The sequence below is a fragment of the Vibrio japonicus genome (genome assembly GCF_024582835.1).
Taxonomy (GTDB): domain Bacteria; phylum Pseudomonadota; class Gammaproteobacteria; order Enterobacterales; family Vibrionaceae; genus Vibrio; species Vibrio japonicus.
Map to the genome: position 1 here is coordinate 2086811 of NZ_CP102096.1, position 17789 is coordinate 2104599.

Annotated in this window: 14 protein-coding genes; 3 read left to right on the plus strand and 11 right to left on the minus strand. The window is 44.9% G+C overall.

The features are described 5' to 3' along the window. Positions 1-139: 139 nt before the first annotated feature. From phoU to NP165_RS09845, 4 genes are read right to left on the minus strand one after another with little or no spacing between them, the layout of a single operon-like run. Positions 140-838: a phosphate signaling complex protein PhoU gene (gene phoU / locus NP165_RS09830; protein ID WP_257083795.1), complete on the minus strand. Its 699-nt coding sequence runs from the start codon at positions 836-838 to the stop codon at positions 140-142. 27 nt (positions 839-865) lie between these two features. Further along, positions 866-1684, minus strand: coding sequence for a phosphate ABC transporter ATP-binding protein PstB (gene pstB / locus NP165_RS09835; RefSeq protein ID WP_257083796.1), 819 nt, complete (start codon positions 1682-1684; stop codon positions 866-868). Between the two features lie 2 nt (positions 1685-1686). Continuing rightward, the gene (gene pstA, locus NP165_RS09840) at positions 1687-3333 is read right to left on the minus strand and encodes a phosphate ABC transporter permease PstA (RefSeq protein WP_257083797.1); all 1647 of its coding nucleotides are present in this window, start codon (positions 3331-3333) and stop codon (positions 1687-1689) included. A gap of 26 nt (positions 3334-3359) precedes the next feature. Beyond that, on the minus strand, positions 3360-5558 hold the full coding sequence (locus tag NP165_RS09845) for an ABC transporter permease subunit (RefSeq protein ID WP_257083798.1): 2199 nt from the start codon (positions 5556-5558) through the stop codon (positions 3360-3362). A gap of 198 nt (positions 5559-5756) precedes the next feature. Here NP165_RS09845 and ppk1 point away from each other — a divergent pair, with 198 nt between their 5' ends. Both ppk1 and ppx read left to right on the plus strand, forming a co-directional pair. Next, positions 5757-7868 (plus strand): polyphosphate kinase 1, encoded by a 2112-nt coding sequence (gene ppk1 / locus NP165_RS09850; protein WP_257083799.1) that lies wholly within the window; start codon positions 5757-5759, stop codon positions 7866-7868. Beyond that, positions 7840-9363: an exopolyphosphatase gene (gene ppx / locus NP165_RS09855; RefSeq protein WP_257083800.1), complete on the plus strand. Its 1524-nt coding sequence runs from the start codon at positions 7840-7842 to the stop codon at positions 9361-9363. Before ppk1 ends, ppx begins: the two co-directional genes overlap by 29 nt. A gap of 181 nt (positions 9364-9544) precedes the next feature. On the opposite strand, the gene NP165_RS09860 is transcribed toward ppx, so the two are convergent. From NP165_RS09860 to phoB, 3 genes are read right to left on the minus strand one after another with little or no spacing between them, the layout of a single operon-like run. Then, positions 9545-10513, minus strand: coding sequence for a PstS family phosphate ABC transporter substrate-binding protein (locus NP165_RS09860; protein ID WP_257083801.1), 969 nt, complete (start codon positions 10511-10513; stop codon positions 9545-9547). Continuing rightward, entirely contained in the window at positions 10513-11811 is a 1299-nt protein-coding gene (phoR, locus tag NP165_RS09865; RefSeq protein WP_257083802.1) for a phosphate regulon sensor histidine kinase PhoR, read from the minus strand. Before phoR ends, NP165_RS09860 begins: the two co-directional genes overlap by 1 nt. Positions 11812-11829: 18 nt before the next feature. Then, a complete protein-coding gene (phoB, locus tag NP165_RS09870; protein ID WP_257083803.1) occupies positions 11830-12519 on the minus strand; it encodes a phosphate regulon transcriptional regulator PhoB in 690 nt (229 codons plus the stop codon). Positions 12520-12727: 208 nt separating this feature from the next. Between phoB and rdgC the strand changes: the two genes are divergently transcribed. Beyond that, the gene (rdgC, locus tag NP165_RS09875) at positions 12728-13642 is read left to right on the plus strand and encodes a recombination-associated protein RdgC (protein WP_257083804.1); all 915 of its coding nucleotides are present in this window, start codon (positions 12728-12730) and stop codon (positions 13640-13642) included. 82 nt (positions 13643-13724) lie between these two features. On the opposite strand, the gene cysN is transcribed toward rdgC, so the two are convergent. The 4 genes from cysN to cysD form a co-directional block, all read right to left on the minus strand. Next, positions 13725-15131, minus strand: a complete 1407-nt coding sequence (gene cysN / locus NP165_RS09880) for a sulfate adenylyltransferase subunit CysN (RefSeq protein WP_257083805.1) — start codon at positions 15129-15131, stop codon at positions 13725-13727. A 122-nt stretch (positions 15132-15253) separates the two neighbouring features. Beyond that, positions 15254-16216 carry a DHH family phosphoesterase gene (locus NP165_RS09885; RefSeq protein ID WP_257085582.1) on the minus strand — a complete coding sequence of 321 codons (963 nt, stop codon included), beginning with the start codon at positions 16214-16216 and terminating at the stop codon, positions 15254-15256. Between the two features lie 2 nt (positions 16217-16218). Further along, a complete protein-coding gene (gene cysC / locus NP165_RS09890) occupies positions 16219-16848 on the minus strand; it encodes an adenylyl-sulfate kinase (RefSeq protein WP_257083806.1) in 630 nt (209 codons plus the stop codon). Further along, on the minus strand, positions 16848-17762 hold the full coding sequence (gene cysD / locus NP165_RS09895) for a sulfate adenylyltransferase subunit CysD (RefSeq protein ID WP_257083807.1): 915 nt from the start codon (positions 17760-17762) through the stop codon (positions 16848-16850). The genes cysC and cysD overlap by 1 nt, the downstream gene beginning before the upstream one ends. Between the last annotated feature and the right edge of the window lie 27 nt (positions 17763-17789).

Below are 17789 nucleotides of genomic sequence, written 5' to 3' on the forward strand. Positions count from 1 at the left end.
CATTCTAGCTTGTTAAAATGTTCGATAACTGCGTTAGATTTTTTGGTTGTAGATTAACGACTTATCGAAAAACTCTGCCTTGTTCTCAAACATTTTTCCTACGCTATTTATGACCACTTACTGTGATTGGATAGCTCCTTTATTTGAGTGCATCATCAATGCTTTGCTCACCGAGATGGCGAACATCTTTGCCTTTCACAAAGTAGATGATGTACTCACAGATGTTCTGACAGCGATCCCCGACACGCTCAATCGCACGTGCCGACCACATCACTTGCAGGATATTCGGAATATTTTTCGGATCTTCCATCATGTACGTCATCAACTGACGGATCACCGCTTCATATTCCGCGTCGATTTTGTCGTCAAGCTTGTGCACTTCTGCCGCTGCTTCAACATCCATTCGGGCAAAGGCATCTAACACTTGGTGTAACATCATGATGGCTTGACGACACAAGGGCTCCAGAGAAACTTGGAACTGACTATCCTTCGACTCCGGACTTTCGATAGCAACGTAAGCCATTTTTGTCGCGACATCACCAATACGCTCTAGATCTGTGATCGTCTTGATGATGGCCATAATCAAGCGTAAGTCTTTGGCTGTCGGCTGGCGTTTAGCAATAATTCGAGTACAGGCTTCATCGATAGAGACTTCCATTGCATTGACTTTGTGATCGTCACGCACCACTTTACGCGCCAACTCGATGTCTTCTTTATTCAAAGCCTGCATGGCAAACGAAAGCTGCTGCTCGACCAAGCCCCCCATGGTAAGTACATGGGTACGAATAGACTCTAACTCGACGTTAAACTGACCTGAAATGTGGCGACCAAAATTCATGAAGTGTCCCTATCTCCTATATGTTTATTAACCGTATCGACCTGTAATGTAGTCTTCGGTTTGCTTTTTCAATGGTGAGGTAAAAATAGAGTCGGTATCTGAGTACTCTATCAGTTTACCCATATGAATAAATGCGGTGTGATCACTAACCCTTGCCGCTTGCTGCATGTTATGCGTAACGATAACTACAGTATATTTGGTTTTTAGATCGTTGATCAGCTCTTCAATCGTTAGCGTTGAAATAGGGTCAAGTGCCGACGTGGGTTCATCAAGCAGCAAGACCTCAGGTTCTATGGCGATAGCACGCGCAATAACGAGTCGCTGCTGCTGTCCGCCCGACAATCCAAACGCGTTCTCATGCAAGCGATCTTTCACTTCATCCCATAACGCGGCAGCTCGAAGTGAGCGCTCTACGGCATCATCCAGCACTCTACTGTTTTTCAGTCCCTGCAAACGCAAGCCGTAAACCACATTTTCATAAATAGATTTAGGAAACGGATTCGGCCTTTGGAATACCATACCAACACGACGACGAAGAGTGGCCACATCCACATCTGGGTCGTAAACGTTCTTATTGTGCAGCCTGACTCGCCCTTCAACTCGGCATCCTTCCACCAAATCATTCATTCGGTTGATGCAACGCAGCAAGGTCGATTTACCACAACCAGATGGCCCGATGAACGCGGTCACATGCCCTTTCGGAATACGCATGGAAATGTCGCTCAGTGCCTGACTGCTTTTGTAGAACAAGTTGAGCTCTTCAATCGCAATCGCGGTTTGCTCGTCGCTCAGATTGTTGACATTTAATGGGGCTGGGTATCCCAGCGTTTGATCTACTGAAAACATCTCTAATCTTGTCCCAAAGTCCGGTACTTTTCGCGTAAATTGTTACGAATACTAATTGCTGTCAGGTTAAGCCCCACTATGACGGTGACAAGTAAAAATGACGTGGCATATACCAAAGGCCTTGCCGTTTCAATATTAGTCGTTTGAAAGCCAACATCATAGATATGGAAGCCCAAATGCATAAACTTCCTTTCCAAATGAAGGAAAGGAAACTGGCTATCAACCGGGAGGCTCGACGCAAGTTTGACCACACCAACAAGCATAAGTGGTGCTACTTCGCCTGCCGCACGCGCCACCGCCAGTATTAACCCAGTGATGATGGCTGGGCTCGCCATTGGTAACACTATTCGCCACATGGTTTCAAACTGAGTCGCGCCCAAAGCTAAAGAGCCATGGCGAACCGAGCTTGGGATACGAGTTAGCCCTTCTTCAGTCGCAACAATCACGACTGGTAAAGTTAACACCGCCAACGTCAGCGCTGACCACAATAACCCTGGAGTCCCAAATGTAGGAGCAGGTAATCGCTCTTCGTAAAACAATGAGTCGATTGAGCCCCCGAGGGTATAAACAAAAAAGCCCAAACCAAATACGCCGTAAACGATAGAAGGGACGCCCGCAAGGTTAATAACCGCAACACGAATCACTCTCGTCAGCGCATTATTTTTGGCGTATTCATGCAAATAAATAGCGGCGATCACACCAAGAGGCATGACAATGATGGACATAATAATAACCATCAATACCGTACCAAACATTGCTGGAAATACCCCACCTTCGGAGTTTGACTCGCGCGGATCCTGTGAAAGGAACTTCCACCCCTGATGACTCCAATGAACGAGTTTATCCATCAGGCTCATTTGATTGGGATACCAAATATCTAATAAGTTGCTTAACGGTATCTTGTGAACAGCTCCACTCATATCTTTGATCAGCAACCCTTGCTGTTCGAGTTGCGCGCGCAGCTGATCTAACGCATCTTCCATCTCCATCAACTGCTGAGTGATCACTCGGGTTTGCATGTCGTACCGCGTGATAAACACTTGATCCAACGTGCCATTCAGCTCTCTTTTCCGGCGCTCTAGCCTAAGTTTTTCAGCTTGAGCGCTTAAAACGCGAATCTGTTTCGTCACCAATTTATCAATGTCGCTACGTATCTTTTCAGCAAACACCAACCCTTGGTTAACGTGTCCATCAAAATCTTTACTCACCGTCCCATCAGCGAGGTAATAACCTTGAGGTTGACCATAAAAGTCACCGCCACGATTACGCTCAACCACTGCCCAGCCTTGAGGCTTGGTGCGTTCTAGTAAGTTGATTTCAAGCACAGAGACAAAATCTGTCGGATAAATATCTCGGTTAGCGATCTTAATACTCAGTCGCTTAACTTGCTCTCCCTCTTTGAGAGCTTGTGGAAGCGATAAAGACATCTCTTTTAAGTGGCTGGTTTCAACATACTCTTCTGCGTATAGCTGACCAACAAGCACGTCGCCTTGTTCCGTTTTCCACTGGTACAGAGGTGCCGGCCAAAAATAGGAAAGCCCTTTCCAGCCAATCAACAGCAATAGCCCAAGAACAGACAGCAAGCTGATACTTACCGCCCCACCCGTTAACCAAACCCAAGGTGCACCTGACTTTACCCATTTAAACACAGGAATGTTTTCCTAATACCACTTGATTACAGCGCACGATACTTCTCTCTTAATCTTTGTCTCACCCATTCCGCCATTGAGTTCACCACGAAGGTAAACACCAACAAAATTAGAGCAGCTAAGAACAGTAGTCGGTAATGGGAACTGCCCACTTCAGACTCTGGCATTTCAACGGCGATGGTGGCTGACAGTGTTCTCATTCCTTCTAAAATATTCCAATCCATCACGGGGGTATTACCTGTGGCCATGAGTACGATCATCGTTTCGCCAACCGCTCTACCAACGCCCATCATGATGGCAGAAAAGATACCAGGGCTCGCGGTTAGCAGCACCACATAGATTAGCGTTTGCCATGGCGTTGCTCCCAAAGCTAAAGAACCATCTGAAAGGTGCTTAGGAACGGAAAATATCGCATCTTCCGCGATAGTAAAGATGGTCGGGATAACGGCAAACCCCATCGCAAATCCAACCACTAACGCGTTTCTCTGGTCAAATCCGATGCCATGCTCAGCTAAATAAACTCGTACGTCACCATCAAATATCCACAGCTCAATGGCTCCACTATGAGACAAGATAACCATCGATATCAACACGATGAACGGCATCAGAATCGCGGCATGCCAACCGTTCGAAAAACGACTAACCCAAGCTTTAGGTAGTTGATGCCACATCACGCCAACGAGAATGGTGGAAACAGGCAGAAACATCATCAAAGCGACGACGGCTGCTAGATTTTGCTCAACAATTGGCGCGAACCACAATCCCGCTAAAAATCCAATAATCACCGTAGGCAGTGCTTCCATCAGCTCGATCGATGGTTTCACAACCCTTCGCATTCTCGGCGTCATAAAGTACGCCGTGTACACTGCGCCTAACACAGCCACCGGCACAGCAAACAACATGGCAAACGCAGCAGCTTTCAAAGTACCGAAAGCAATTGGAACTACGCTAAACTTAGCTTCAAATTCATTATTCGCTGAGGTAGTTTGCCAGACATAATCCGGCTCCGGATAACTCTCGTACCACACTTTCTGCCAAAGCGATGACAGAGAGATTTCTGGGTAAGGATTATCAACAGAAGCCAGCATTAACGTTGAAGAAGCCACAGTCGATGAAGATAGAGCAAGCAGATATTTCTCGTTGTTTGACATTGCCGCCAGCGTAGGTGCTTTGTCGAACGCTCGGTTAAACATCACCAGCTTTTCGCTGGTTGTGTAATGGTTCTGAACCGTTCCATTGGTATAGAAACTGTAAAAGCCTTTCCGATATGTATCAGGTAAAAGAAACTCAAGCTCTGACGCCAATTGAAAATCGCGAATATGTGTTAACGATCGTTGCCCATCAGCCAATACATCAAACCATTGCGAGACCAAACCATCTTGATAACTTACTAACAGTGAATAGGCACCAGACAGTAAATTAATGTCTGTCACCACATGCGCTTCTTGCCCGAGCGATAAGTCAACAACCTCCCGAACGACAAAGCTTTGTTGTATTTTCTTCGCGACAACAAGCTCTGAGCCACTACGTAGGTAAAGTGTTGCGCCATCAGGAGTAAGAATAATTTGGTCTAGTTGCTTAAATGGCTGATTAAACTCATAACTCTGTTGCTTACCAACACTGTCTTGCCACACAACCTTTACCTTTCCGTCTTGGTAGTAACCTGCAAGTGTGAGTTGCTCTCCAACGGAAAAGCTAAAATCCACCAGCGAAGAATTACTTTGGAGCGATAGATTGGTCTTAAAGCGTTCTACCGATGGCGCGAACACACGCTGCTGACCATTAAACGTACTGGCGAGTTTCGGGCGAAATAGCTTTACCTCGCCGTCTTGGGTAGCAAACGCCAACCAACCTTGAGAGGCAATACTTTTAGCAAACAACGTAAAACCGCTGCCTATTTCATCGCGACGAACAGGTTTAGAGGTTGGCTCATTCAACACTAGAAAATCAATAGTCCCTTGCTGAGAGACCAAATACGCGTGCTGGCCGTGGTCATCAACACCTAGGGCAATAGGATCGGGCGAGTTAATCTTCTTAACGGCAATATTTGGCGTCAGGTTCGCATCAGAAAATAGCGGTAAAACCATCGCTGCCAGATAAAGAAATATCAGCACCAACGCTGCCAACACTCCAACACCACCCGTTGATACCGCAAGCCGAACCAATCGATCTTTAATTAATCGCTTTCGATCACGTTCACGCAATGAAAATTCGGCTTTAGCCATTTGCCCCTCTTACCTAAATTGACCCATAGATATAATATTTCTATTACGTGACAATTATATTACAGATCTCATTAAACGGCTGAAAACAATGTAATAAATATGTGCAATAAAAGTGTCATAAAAACATCTTATTTTGCTAAGCTTGTAGGGCTAGATTGAGCCTTTACACATCGTCAGACACGTTTAGAAGGTAAAAAAATGAGCGCAGAAAAGCTGTATATAGAAAAAGAGCTCAGCTGGTTGTCTTTCAACGAGCGAGTATTACAAGAAGCAGCAGACAAAAGTGTTCCACTCATTGAAAGAATTCGATTTTTAGGCATATTTTCCAATAACTTAGATGAATTTTATAAAGTTCGCTTTGCTGACGTCAAACGACGCATTTTGATCAACCAAGAGCAAGGAGTAAATAGCAACTCCAAGCACCTTCTGAGCAAAATGCAATCTAAAGCACTCAAGTTAAATGAAAGGTTTGATGAACTTTATGCAGAATTGATCCGTGAAATGGCTCGTCGACGCATTTTTCTGGTCAATGAAACTCAACTGAGTGAAACTCAACAAAGGTGGGTAAAGAAATACTTCCAAAATGAGGTGCTTCCTCACATCACCCCTCTCTTCCTACGCGACGATATCGACGTCCTGCAGTTTTTGAAAGACGAATACTCTTATATTGCGGTCTCGTTAAAAAGTCAGGAACAAAGTCAGTACGCTCTGCTTGAAATCCCTACCGATCACTTGCCTCGATTCGTCATGGTTCCTGAACCAAAAGGCAAACGTCGTAAAACCATTATCTTGCTTGATAACATCATTCGTTATTGTCTGGATGAGTTGTTTAGCGGGTTCTTTGATTATGACGAGCTCAGCGGCTACGCAATGAAAATGACGCGAGATGCCGAATATGACTTAAGCCACGAGGTAGAGCACAGCCTACTAGAACAGATGTCTGAAGGTTTGAGTCAGCGACTTACCGCAATGCCAGTCCGCTTTGTTTATGAGCGCGAGATGCCGCAGGACATGCTTGATATTCTCTGCGATAAGTTACAAATCTCTAACTACGATAGCCTGATACCGGGTGGTCGTTACCACAACTTTAAAGACTTTATCGGATTTCCAAACGTCGGTCGTGACTACTTGGAAAACAAACCTCTGCCGCCAATGAAGTGCGCTGACTTTGATGGATACGCGAACAAATTCGACGCGATAAAAAATCAAGACATTCTACTTTATTATCCATACCACACTTTCGAACACATCAGCGAGTTAGTTCGACAAGCGTCGTTTGATCCTAAAGTTCTGGCAATTAAAATCAACATCTATCGTGTCGCTAAAGACTCGCGTTTAATGAACTCTCTTATTGATGCTGTTCATAACGGCAAGCAAGTTACTGTAGTCGTAGAGTTACAAGCGCGTTTCGATGAAGAGGCCAACATTGAATGGTCACGCATCCTGACCGAAGCGGGCGTACACGTTATTTTTGGCGCGCCAGGTCTTAAAATTCACTCTAAACTTCTGCTAATTAGTCGCAAAGAAGGCGACGACATCGTTCGTTATGCTCACATTGGTACAGGTAACTTCCACGAAAAGACTGCTCGTATCTATACAGACTTCTCGTTACTGACGGCTGACCCAGAAATCACCAATGAAGTGCGCAACGTATTCGGCTATATCGAAAACCCATACAGACCGGTACGATTCAATCACCTTCTTGTTTCGCCTCGTAATTCACGAAAACAGCTGTATCGCATTATTGATTCTGAAATCGCCAATGCCAAGCAAGGTAAGAAAGCCGCGATTACTCTAAAAGTAAATAACCTTGTAGATAAAGGACTGATCAATAAGCTCTATGGCGCAAGCGCGGCAGGTGTTGAGATTAAAATGATCATACGAGGCATGTGTTCTTTAGTGCCGGGGGTTGAAGGCATAAGCGACAACATTAAAATTATCAGTATCGTTGACCGCTTTTTGGAACACCCCCGTGTATTGATTACGTACAACGATGGCGATCCACAAGTCTACATCTCATCTGCTGACTGGATGACACGAAATCTCGACAACCGTATTGAAGTCAGCGCCCCTATTCGTGATGAACGTCTAAAACAACGCATTATTGATATCATTGATATCCACTTTACAGATACAGTTAAAGCTCGCCTGATAGACAAAGAAATGAGCAATACCTATGTTCCGCGTGGCAACCGTAAGAAAGTTCGCTCGCAGATTGCGATTTACGACTATCTTAAAAATATAGAAAAGCAAACAAAAAAACGTAAAGAACAGCCGATATATGAACAATCAATCTCCGCAGATTCGTGATGTAGCCGCGATTGATCTTGGCTCTAACAGCTTCCATATGGTCGTTGCTAAAGTCGTTGACCAAGACTTGCAACTCGTAAGCCGACACAAGCAGCGTGTGCGTCTTGCGTCAGGATTAGACGCACAAAACAATCTTGATAATGCTTCTATTGAGCGAGGCTTAGAATGCCTCGCGATGTTCGCTGAACGCTTACAAGGATTTGATGAAGAAAACGTACGCGTTGCTGCAACTCATACGCTGCGTCAGGCCAACAATACGCACATTTTTCTACAGCGCGCATCGGAAGTTCTCCCGTTCCCGATTGAGATCATTCCCGGTGTCGAAGAAGCGCGCCTGATTTACCTTGGCGTTGCCCACACTCAGCCAGAATCTGACTCCAAATTGGTCATCGATATCGGTGGCGGCAGTACAGAAATGATCATTGGCAAAGGCTTCGAAGCCGAGCTCATCAACAGTAAACAGATGGGTTGCGTCAGTTATACTAACCGCTTTTTTGCGAATGGTAAGCTGTCGAAAAAGAACTTTGCCAAAGCCACTCTAGCAGCCGAGCAAAAAATCGAATCGATTGCTCACAGCTACCGTAGAAAAGGTTGGGATACCGCGTTCGGCTCTTCGGGCACCATCAAAGCGATTAAAGAAGTACTAATAGGTCTTGGTTTTGAAGACGGCATCATTACCGCCAAGCGACTGGATAAACTCATTGAGAAACTTTGCGAATGGCAAACGATTGACGATATTGAGCTTGTGGGATTAACCCCTGAGCGTAAACCCGTGTTTGCCGCGGGCGTCGCGATTTTAGGCGCTATCGTGAAAGATCTTCATATCAATGAAATGCACTTTTCTGAAGGTGCGCTCCGTGAAGGTCTGCTGTTTGAGATGGAAGATTCGTTTAAGCGTTCAGACATCCGAATGCGAACAACCGAGAATCTTGCAAGTAAGCACTTAGTCGACCTGGAGCATGCCGCTAAAATTAAGGGCCAAGCTACGGAGTTCTTCCATCAAGTTCATTCCGATCTGAGTATTGAGGAGAACTCTGAACTTCTGGATATGCTTCAGTGGAGTGCTTTACTTCATGAGGTTGGACTCAGCATTAGTTTACAAGCGTTCCATCGCCACTCCTCTTATATTCTTCGCCATACTTATATGCCCGGCTTTAACCAAGAGCAACAACGGGTGTTAGCCATGTTGGTCCGCTTCCAGCGTAAAGCTTTAAAACTGGGTGAGTTAGAAGAGTTTACCCTGTACAAGAAGAAACACATTATTGGTCTTATTCGCATTCTACGACTTGCGATACTGGTCAATGGGCAACGTAATGAGGAACCATTACCGCCGCTTTCGCTCGCTATTGATGGAGAAAAGTGGACACTGACATCAGAGCAAAAAGACTGGTTAGAGCAGAACAAACTTTTACATGCAGATCTGTTAACAGAGCAGGACTACTGGAAGAGTGCAGGCTGGGAATTAGATATTCAGGATGAAAGCCTTCGAGAGTAGAACCTTCGCAGCTAAAGCGACAAAAGGTAAGTAACGACAAAAAGGTAAGTGAATCTTGAGTCATCGTGGTTCACTTATCACGAACATAAGTCACAGGCGAAACGACGATACCGCCTGTGACTTTTTTGTTTCTCGCTTGGTCATGCCCACTTAGCTCATCAACCTCAAATAATCGGGATAATTACTGTTCCGAAGACTTCTGAGCCAATCCTATTTTTTTCAACTCTTGATAAGCAATGTCAGCAGAGATAGGTATATAGCCTTCCTTTTTTACCTGCGCTTGCCCCTGAGCAGAGAAAATAAAACGAATAAACTCACTTTCTACTGGCGAAAGCGGCTTAGTTGGGTGCTTATTGACGTAAACATACAGATAACGAGAGAGTGGGTACTTACCTGTAAGGATATTTTCCTGGCTTGGTTTGACATAGTCATCCCCTTCTTTCGCCACCGAAAGCAATTTTACACCAGACACTTGGTAACCGACCCCAGCATAACCAATCGTGTTAATCGCCGATGCAACAGACTGAACTACCGATGCAGAGCCTGGCTGTTCATTGACGTTGTTCTTAAAGTCTCCTCCGCAAAGGGCATTATTCTTAAAGTAGCCATAAGTCCCTGATACAGAGTTCCGCCCAAACAACTGGATGCTGCGTTTTGCCCATTGGTAATCGAGCCCGAGTTCTGACCAAGTTGAGATAGAAGACGTCGCACCACAACGCAAAGTCGTAGAAAACATACTGTCAATTTGGGCAAAGTTAATCCCTTGGATAGGATTATCGCGATGAACAAAGATACCGATAGCATCAATCGCCACTCTGAGCGCCGTTGGCTTATAGCCATACTCTTGCTCGAAAGACTCAATCTCTCGATTGCGCATGGCGCGGCTCATTGGGCCAAATTGAGCCGTCCGCTCTGTTAATGCGATTGGCGCTGTGGATGAACCCGATGCCTGAACCTGAGCATTAATACTCGGGTAAAGAAGTTTAAATTCTTCAAACCAAAGTGTCGTCATGCCAGCCAAGGTATCGGACCCCACGCTGGTTAAAGTACCTGTTATTCCCGACACTTTTTGGTACTCGGGCATTTCTCTCGCCTGAGCTGTAACACCGCATACTGATGACATCAAAGCGATAGTGAGCACTAACCTCATTAGTACACCACTAAGCGTTTAGGCAAAACAAATGAGAATTTACTCCCCACACCCACTTCGCTGTGAATATTTAAATGAGAATCATGGTGCGTCAACGCGTGTTTAACAATCGCAAGCCCTAGCCCACTACCACCAGTATCACGCGAACGGGCTTTATCCACTCGGTAGAATCTTTCCGTTAACCTGTGAAGGTGTTGTGGCTCAATACCATCACCACTGTCTTCCACTTCAAGGCAAGCGCCTTGGGGCCCTTTATACCAACGGACATTAATCTCAGCACCTGCGGGGGTGTATTTCACTGCGTTGTACACCAAGTTGGAAATTGCACTGCGTAGCTGATCTTCATCGCCAAATACACGTAGCTTGTCATCCACCTCAAAATGAATTCGGTGGTCATTGTCGCCACTTAAGCTTACGGCTTCTTTTTCAAGCACATCCAACATCGCAGGCACATTGACCACTTCATCCAACTCATGCATGGGGGCGGCTTCAATCTTAGAAAGTGTAAGCAACTGATTAACCAAGCTGTTCATGCGATTAAGCTGCTCTGTCATGACGCCATGAGCTTTCGACCACATAGGGCCGACAACCATGTCCGGGTCTTCCGTCATCTCAAGATAGCCCTGTAGCACCGTCATTGGCGTACGAAGCTCGTGAGAAACGTTAGCAAAGAAGTTACGACGCATACCTTCGAGCTGCTTAAGCTGGCTGACGTCACGAACCACCATCAAATGCTCACCTTCGGTATAAGGTACGATACGCAGCTCAAGCATACGCTCCACGTTTAAAGGAGAGCGCATTTCAAGCGGTTCTGAAAAGTCTTTTTTATTAAGGTATTTGATAAAGTCCGGTGTGCGGATTAAATTCGAGATCGGCTGACCAGAATCATCCGGCCAACGAAAGCCAAGTAAGTCCTGAGCCAGTTTGTTGCACCAAACGATGTTCCCTTCGCTACGAAATACGACGACAGCATCGGGCAAAGATTCTGCACCGTTACGAAAACGGCGGATCAGATTGGTTAACTCTTTACGTTTTTTACGTTGTCGCTGCTGGATTCGGTAAATACCATTAAACAACGATTCCCAGCTTCCAGTCCCTGACGGCGGAGTTAACCTTTTCTCATCAAACAACCATGCTGAAAAACGAATTTGGTTGTTAAGATGCCACGCCAACTGTATGACCGTTGCCGTCAAAAGCAACCAAGGCATGTAGCCAAAAATCCACCCAACCACTATCCAAGGGGTGTAAAAAAAAGCCAGCTCCCAAGCTAGCTTTTTCCAAGTTAACCGTTCTACCACTTACCTCTCCACCGAGCTTTAAGACTTAACCGAGAAACGATATCCAGCACCACGTACTGTTTGAATCAGTTTGTCGTGACCAGCAACCTCTAGAGCCTTACGCAAACGACGAATATGAACGTCCACCGTGCGGTCTTCCACATAAACGTTGGTTCCCCATACGTTATTCAGCAGTTGCTCTCGGCTGTATACACGCTCTTGGTGCGTCATAAAGAAATGCAGCATTTTGAACTCAGTCGGCCCCATATCGAGCGGCTGATCATTGGCGGTAACACGGTGAGAAACAGGGTCTAGCTTTAAGCCTTGAACATCAATGACATCTTCTAATGCTGTTGGTGTCACTCGACGAATCACAGCCTTTAAACGTGCTACCAGCTCTTTTGGCGAGAAAGGCTTGGTGATGTAATCATCCGCGCCGACTTCCAGTCCTCGGACTTTATCTTCCTCTTCGCCGCGAGCCGTTAGCATCACAACAGGAATATTGCGCGTCAGCTCTTCGCGCTTCATATGCTTAATGAAGTTAATACCACTACCGCCGGGTAACATCCAATCCAGCAGCACAAGATCTGGGAAGGGTTCAGCCAGTTTAGTTACCGCAGTATCATAATCTTCCGCTTCTACCGCTTGGTAACCCTTCTGCTCAAGAACGAAGCATAACATTTCACGAATTGGGGCTTCATCTTCAACAACTAGAATCCTTCTAGACATAATTGAATAACCTTATGTTAATTTAATTATTTGAGGCGCATTAGGCCTGTGCAACGGTGAGCATTATCACTAGCAATTATGACACTTTTGTGACCTTTGAAAACAAATTTTCATATAACTTTCATCCCGCTATTGTGTGGATAGGTTAAGACAACAACCAAAAAAGTCTTTATGATTGTCAACTTAAGCTAAGGTATAGAGAAAGAATATGTGGTTTAAAAACTGTCTGGTTTACCGATTTAATCGTGATATTGAATTCAACGCAGACCAACTAGAAAAACAACTTGAAGAGTTTCGTTTCACTCCTTGCGGCAGCCAAGACAAACAAAAATTTGGCTGGGTTACCGCGATGGGTAAACATGGCGACATGATGACTCACGTCTCTGAAAACCGCATTCTGATTTGCGCCAAGAAAGAAGAAAAAATGCTACCTGCATCGGTGATCAAAGAGTCACTCAACGCAAAAGTTGATGCAATGGAAGCGCAGGAAGGCAGACCTCTAAAGAAAAAAGAAAAAGACAACCTGAAAGAAGACATTGTGATGGATTTACTGCCACGTGCATTTAGCCGTAGCAACCACACCTATGTACTGATTCTGCCAAAAGAAGGCTTTATTCTGGTTGACGCTGGCAGCTACAAGAAAGCGGAAGACGTGCTTGCCCTACTGCGTAAAACCATGGGCAGCCTACCTGTCGTACCTGCTGTCCCTGAAAAAGCTATTGAATCGACACTAACAGAGTGGGTGAAAACAGGTGATACACCAGCAGGCATCCAAATGTTGGATGAAGCCGAACTGAAATCGGTACTGGAAGAAGGTGGCGTGATCCGTTGTAAGAAACAAGAGCTGACCGCTGATGAAATCCGCAGCCACATTGAGGCTGATAAACTAGTGACTAAACTTGCACTTTGGTGGCAAGAACGTATCGAGTTTATTCTGGCGGAAGATGGCAGTATAAAGCGCCTTAAGTTCTCGGACGATTTGAAAGATCAAAACGACGATATTCCGCGTGAAGATCAAGCTGCACGTTTTGATGCAGATTTCTCTCTCATGTGTGGAGAGCTTAGCGCCTTCTTACCAAGCCTCTATGAGTCTCTGGGTGGTTTGCCGCATCCGAATGCCTAATTAAAGAAAAAGCTCTCAGAAAGGCGCTGAGAGCTTTTTTATCCATCTGATAAGACTCAAGTATCACAGTCTCTAATACAAGTTAGACCTCTGCACACCCCCACTCTGGGAAGTGTTTACGCACATAGGCATTCAGTTCTTTCTCAGCTTGACTATAGTGACGAACCTGCTCTGAAGCGCCGCCCACAGTGTATACCATGCCAGCACCAACTGTCACATTGGTAAAACGGTCGATAACAACAAATGCCCCTGTCTGAGGTAGTGAGCGATATTCATCAACGGCAACTTTATCTGTAAGAGAAATTGAGGTTAATGCAATTTCGTTTAGCTCGAGTGATTCGCTATTTTCTGCATGTTGCTCAAGTGTGTTAACGTCAATCTTATGCTCAATATTTTTGACGCGGCCACTGCATGATTTAGTTGCAAATTTGAAGGTGTACTCTTTATGTGTTCGCAAAGGATTTTCATCCATCCAAACAACATGAGCCTCAACCTTATTGGTGACGACTGGCTCGTGGCCAACATGTACCAACATATCACCGCGAGACACATCGATTTCATCAGTTAAGGTAATCGTAATCGCTTGACCCGGAAATGCTTTTTCAAGCAGACCATCATGAGTGTAGATTGATTTAACTGTTGAGGCTTTTCCTGAAGGTAGAGCAACAACTTCATCACCTGGTTGAATAACACCAGACGCCAATGTACCGCAAAACCCACGGAAGTCTAGGTTAGGCCTATTGACATACTGAACCGGGAATCGCATTGCTTCCAGGTTCTTGTCTTGATCAACCTTCACCGTCTCTAACAACTTCATTAATGTTGCACCTGGGTACCAATCCATGTGTTCACTAGGTGTAACAACATTATCCCCTTTCAGGGCGGAAATCGGCACAAAGCGAATATCATCAATATTAAAGCTCTTAGCCATTTCACGGTAATCGGCCTTAATCTTTTGATAAACCTCTTGGCTATAATCCATCAGGTCCATCTTATTGATAGCAACAATGATGTGCTTGATTCCTAGCAGAGAACAAATATAGCTATGGCGACGTGTTTGGGTTTGAATACCGTAACGCGCATCCACCATAACAATCGCCAGCTCACATGTTGAAGCGCCTGTCACCATATTGCGAGTATATTGCTCATGCCCTGGAGTATCAGCAATAATGAACTTACGCTTATCTGTAGAGAAATAACGATACGCAACGTCAATCGTGATGCCTTGTTCACGTTCTGACTGCAGGCCATCAACCAGCAAGGCCAAATCGAAGGCTTCATCTGTTGTATTAAACTTTTGTGAGTCTTTCTCGATTGCAGCCATCTGATCTTCGTAAATTAACTTGCTATCGTATAGTAAGCGGCCGATCAAAGTGGATTTACCGTCATCTACGTTTCCACAAGTTAAGAATCGAAGAAGATCTTTGTTTTCGTGTACTTTTAAATATGCTTCGATATCTTCTGCTATCAATTCTGATGAATGTGACATTTCAAAGTCCTTTAATAAAATTGCTCAAAGCAACGCTATGACGTTAATTGGAGAAAGAATGTACCTATACTTTTTCATCATTTACTTTCTCATCATTGTTGCTTTGTGATTTAACTGTCTTACTAGGAGTAAAAACTCTCTAGTTTATGGATAAACTCAGCTTTCGTTGAGATAGGCAATTGGTTAATACCAGCGGCTGCTTTTCTCCCTCCCCCAGTAGGGAAGGCAGCGCAAATCTCATCGGCACCAGTACGATTATTTAATGGCGCTCGTACGCTGACTGTATAATCTTGGCCCTTTTCATTTAGGGTCAGTACCGCATGAGCTTTATCTGGAGATTGATTCGCTAGCGAATTACCAAATACGCCACTTATTCTTCTTGCCCAAGGCTCACATGGAAGTTCAAATACCTTCGCAACGTCACTATCATAACTTGCTGTCAACGCATCGACTTGGAGTAAATCTTCTGCATACCCTTCTTTTAACGTGTAATAAGGAGATGCTTTGTCTTCTAACAAGTCAAAAGGCGATGAATATTGCATTAGTTGTACAAACAGTTCTGCGGGCTCAATATGCAAATCACCTAATGTGGCTCCGTAGCCGTTATAGTTAATTAACGTACCAAGCTCTTTCAGAAACTCTCGTTTTTCCGATGATATACCAACTTGCTCTGCGAGAGCGTCCGCACTAGCGAACATATTGTCTCCATACGCACCCACCACTGCCCACACAGCAAACTGACCACCTAAGTGCTTGTTGATCAGCAAACTTGTGCAAGTATGAGGGTCTAAGTCAATCAGGGCGGTAAAATTATCGGCTTGCGGAACCTCACCAGCACGGTGGTGGTCACAGTAAAACACTGGAACATCACGATCGATAAGTGTGTATAAAGGATCAATATTCTTCTCCATCGATACATCGAGTACTGTCACTCCCGACACATCGTGGCGTGCACACACCTTATCAAGTAACTTTATGTCTCTTTTAACACCCGTCACTAGAGTAGAGCGTTTCGGCTCTGCTTTACGTAACTGCAGTAGTGCGATAATTCCATCCGCATCACCATTAAAAACATCGTAATGCATCATTAAATATACCCATGCTCTTTTAATTGAGATACGACAAGCCCAGCACACTCTTCAACGCTCTTGCCTGCCGTTTCCACATGAATTTCCGGGCTTAAAGGCGCTTCATAGCTTGAATCAATTCCAGTGAAGTTTTTTATCTCACCCGCTCGCGCTTTTTTATACAGCCCTTTAGGATCACGCTGCTCACAAACTTCTAACGGTGTATCAATAAACACTTCTAGAAACTGTCCCTTCTCTACCAATGCGCGAGCTTGCTCTCTGTCCGCAATAAAAGGGGAAATGAATGCTGTGAGTACGATAGTGCCTGAATCAACAAACAGTTTGGCGACTTCACCAATGCGGCGAATATTCTCGACACGATCATGATCACTAAAGCCCAGATCTTTATTCAGGCCATGCCTTATATTGTCACCATCGAGTAGATAGCTATGCTTGCCTAAACTAAGTAACTGGCTTTCAACCGCATTCGCTACCGTAGACTTCCCTGAGCCACTCAGCCCTGTAAACCAAAGAACTACTGGCTTTTGAGCTTTTAGATCGCTTCTGTCTTGATGGGACACTGTCGCATTGTGCCAGACAACATCCTCACTCACTGAGTCGTTCGCCTTATGCTCGTATGGGCTATTCATTAGAAGTAACCTTCTCGCTTTTTCTTCTCCATTGAACCGGCACTGTCATGGTCGATCGCACGCCCTTGACGCTCAGATGTGGTCGTTAGAAGCATCTCCTGAATAACTTCAGGTAGCGTTACAGCTTCAGACTCCACCGCACCTGTTAACGGGTAACAACCTAGTGTACGGAAACGAACCATCTTCTCTTCAACGACTTCGCCTTCCTTAAGCTCCATTCGCTCATCATCAACCATGATCAACATACCGTCACGTTCAACGACTGGGCGCATTGCAGAAAGGTAAAGGCCTGGAATTTCGATATTTTCTAGGTAGATATATTGCCAGATATCCAGCTCAGTCCAGTTAGAAAGTGGGAATACACGGATACTCTCACCCTTGTTCACTTTACCGTTGTAGATGTTCCAAAGCTCTGGTCGTTGATTTTTTGGATCCCAACGATGGTGTTCATCACGGAATGAGTAGACTCGCTCTTTCGCACGGGATTTTTCTTCATCACGACGGGCGCCGCCAAATGCAGCATCAAAGCCATGCTTATCCAGTGCTTGCTTTAGCCCTTGTGTTTTCATGATATCAGTATGCTTTGAGCTACCATGAACAAATGGACTGATATTCATCGCCAGACCTTCTGGGTTTTGATGAACGATCAATTCCATGCCTAGCTTTTTCGCCATGTAGTCACGGAACTCAATCATCTCTTTAAACTTCCACGTGGTATCAACATGCATCAATGGAAATGGAGGCGTTCCAGGTGCAAAAGCTTTCTTAGCTAAGTGCAACATTACCGACGAATCTTTGCCAACCGAGTAAAGCATAACTGGGTTATCAAATTCAGCCACGACTTCGCGCATTATATGTATTGACTCTGCTTCAAGCTGCTTTAAATGAGTCATACGTTCTGAAGATATTTTCATTGCAAATGTGTTCCATAGTTGCAGCAT

What these genes read in the sequence shown, in the direction of transcription:
- NP165_RS09885 (WP_257085582.1), bottom strand. Translation starts at nt 16,216, where the DNA reads ATGCATTACGATGTTTTTAATGGTGATGCGGATGGAATTATCGCACTA.
- cysD (WP_257083807.1), bottom strand. Translation starts at nt 17,762, where the DNA reads ATGAAAATATCTTCAGAACGTATGACTCATTTAAAGCAGCTTGAAGCA.
- phoB (WP_257083803.1), bottom strand. Translation starts at nt 12,519, where the DNA reads ATGTCTAGAAGGATTCTAGTTGTTGAAGATGAAGCCCCAATTCGTGAA.
- phoU (WP_257083795.1), bottom strand. Translation starts at nt 838, where the DNA reads ATGAATTTTGGTCGCCACATTTCAGGTCAGTTTAACGTCGAGTTAGAG.
- cysC (WP_257083806.1), bottom strand. Translation starts at nt 16,848, where the DNA reads ATGAATAGCCCATACGAGCATAAGGCGAACGACTCAGTGAGTGAGGAT.
- ppx (WP_257083800.1), top strand. Translation starts at nt 7,840, where the DNA reads ATGAACAATCAATCTCCGCAGATTCGTGATGTAGCCGCGATTGATCTT.
- pstB (WP_257083796.1), bottom strand. Translation starts at nt 1,684, where the DNA reads ATGTTTTCAGTAGATCAAACGCTGGGATACCCAGCCCCATTAAATGTC.
- NP165_RS09860 (WP_257083801.1), bottom strand. Translation starts at nt 10,513, where the DNA reads ATGAGGTTAGTGCTCACTATCGCTTTGATGTCATCAGTATGCGGTGTT.
- cysN (WP_257083805.1), bottom strand. Translation starts at nt 15,131, where the DNA reads ATGTCACATTCATCAGAATTGATAGCAGAAGATATCGAAGCATATTTA.
- NP165_RS09845 (WP_257083798.1), bottom strand. Translation starts at nt 5,558, where the DNA reads ATGGCTAAAGCCGAATTTTCATTGCGTGAACGTGATCGAAAGCGATTA.
- ppk1 (WP_257083799.1), top strand. Translation starts at nt 5,757, where the DNA reads ATGAGCGCAGAAAAGCTGTATATAGAAAAAGAGCTCAGCTGGTTGTCT.
- rdgC (WP_257083804.1), top strand. Translation starts at nt 12,728, where the DNA reads ATGTGGTTTAAAAACTGTCTGGTTTACCGATTTAATCGTGATATTGAA.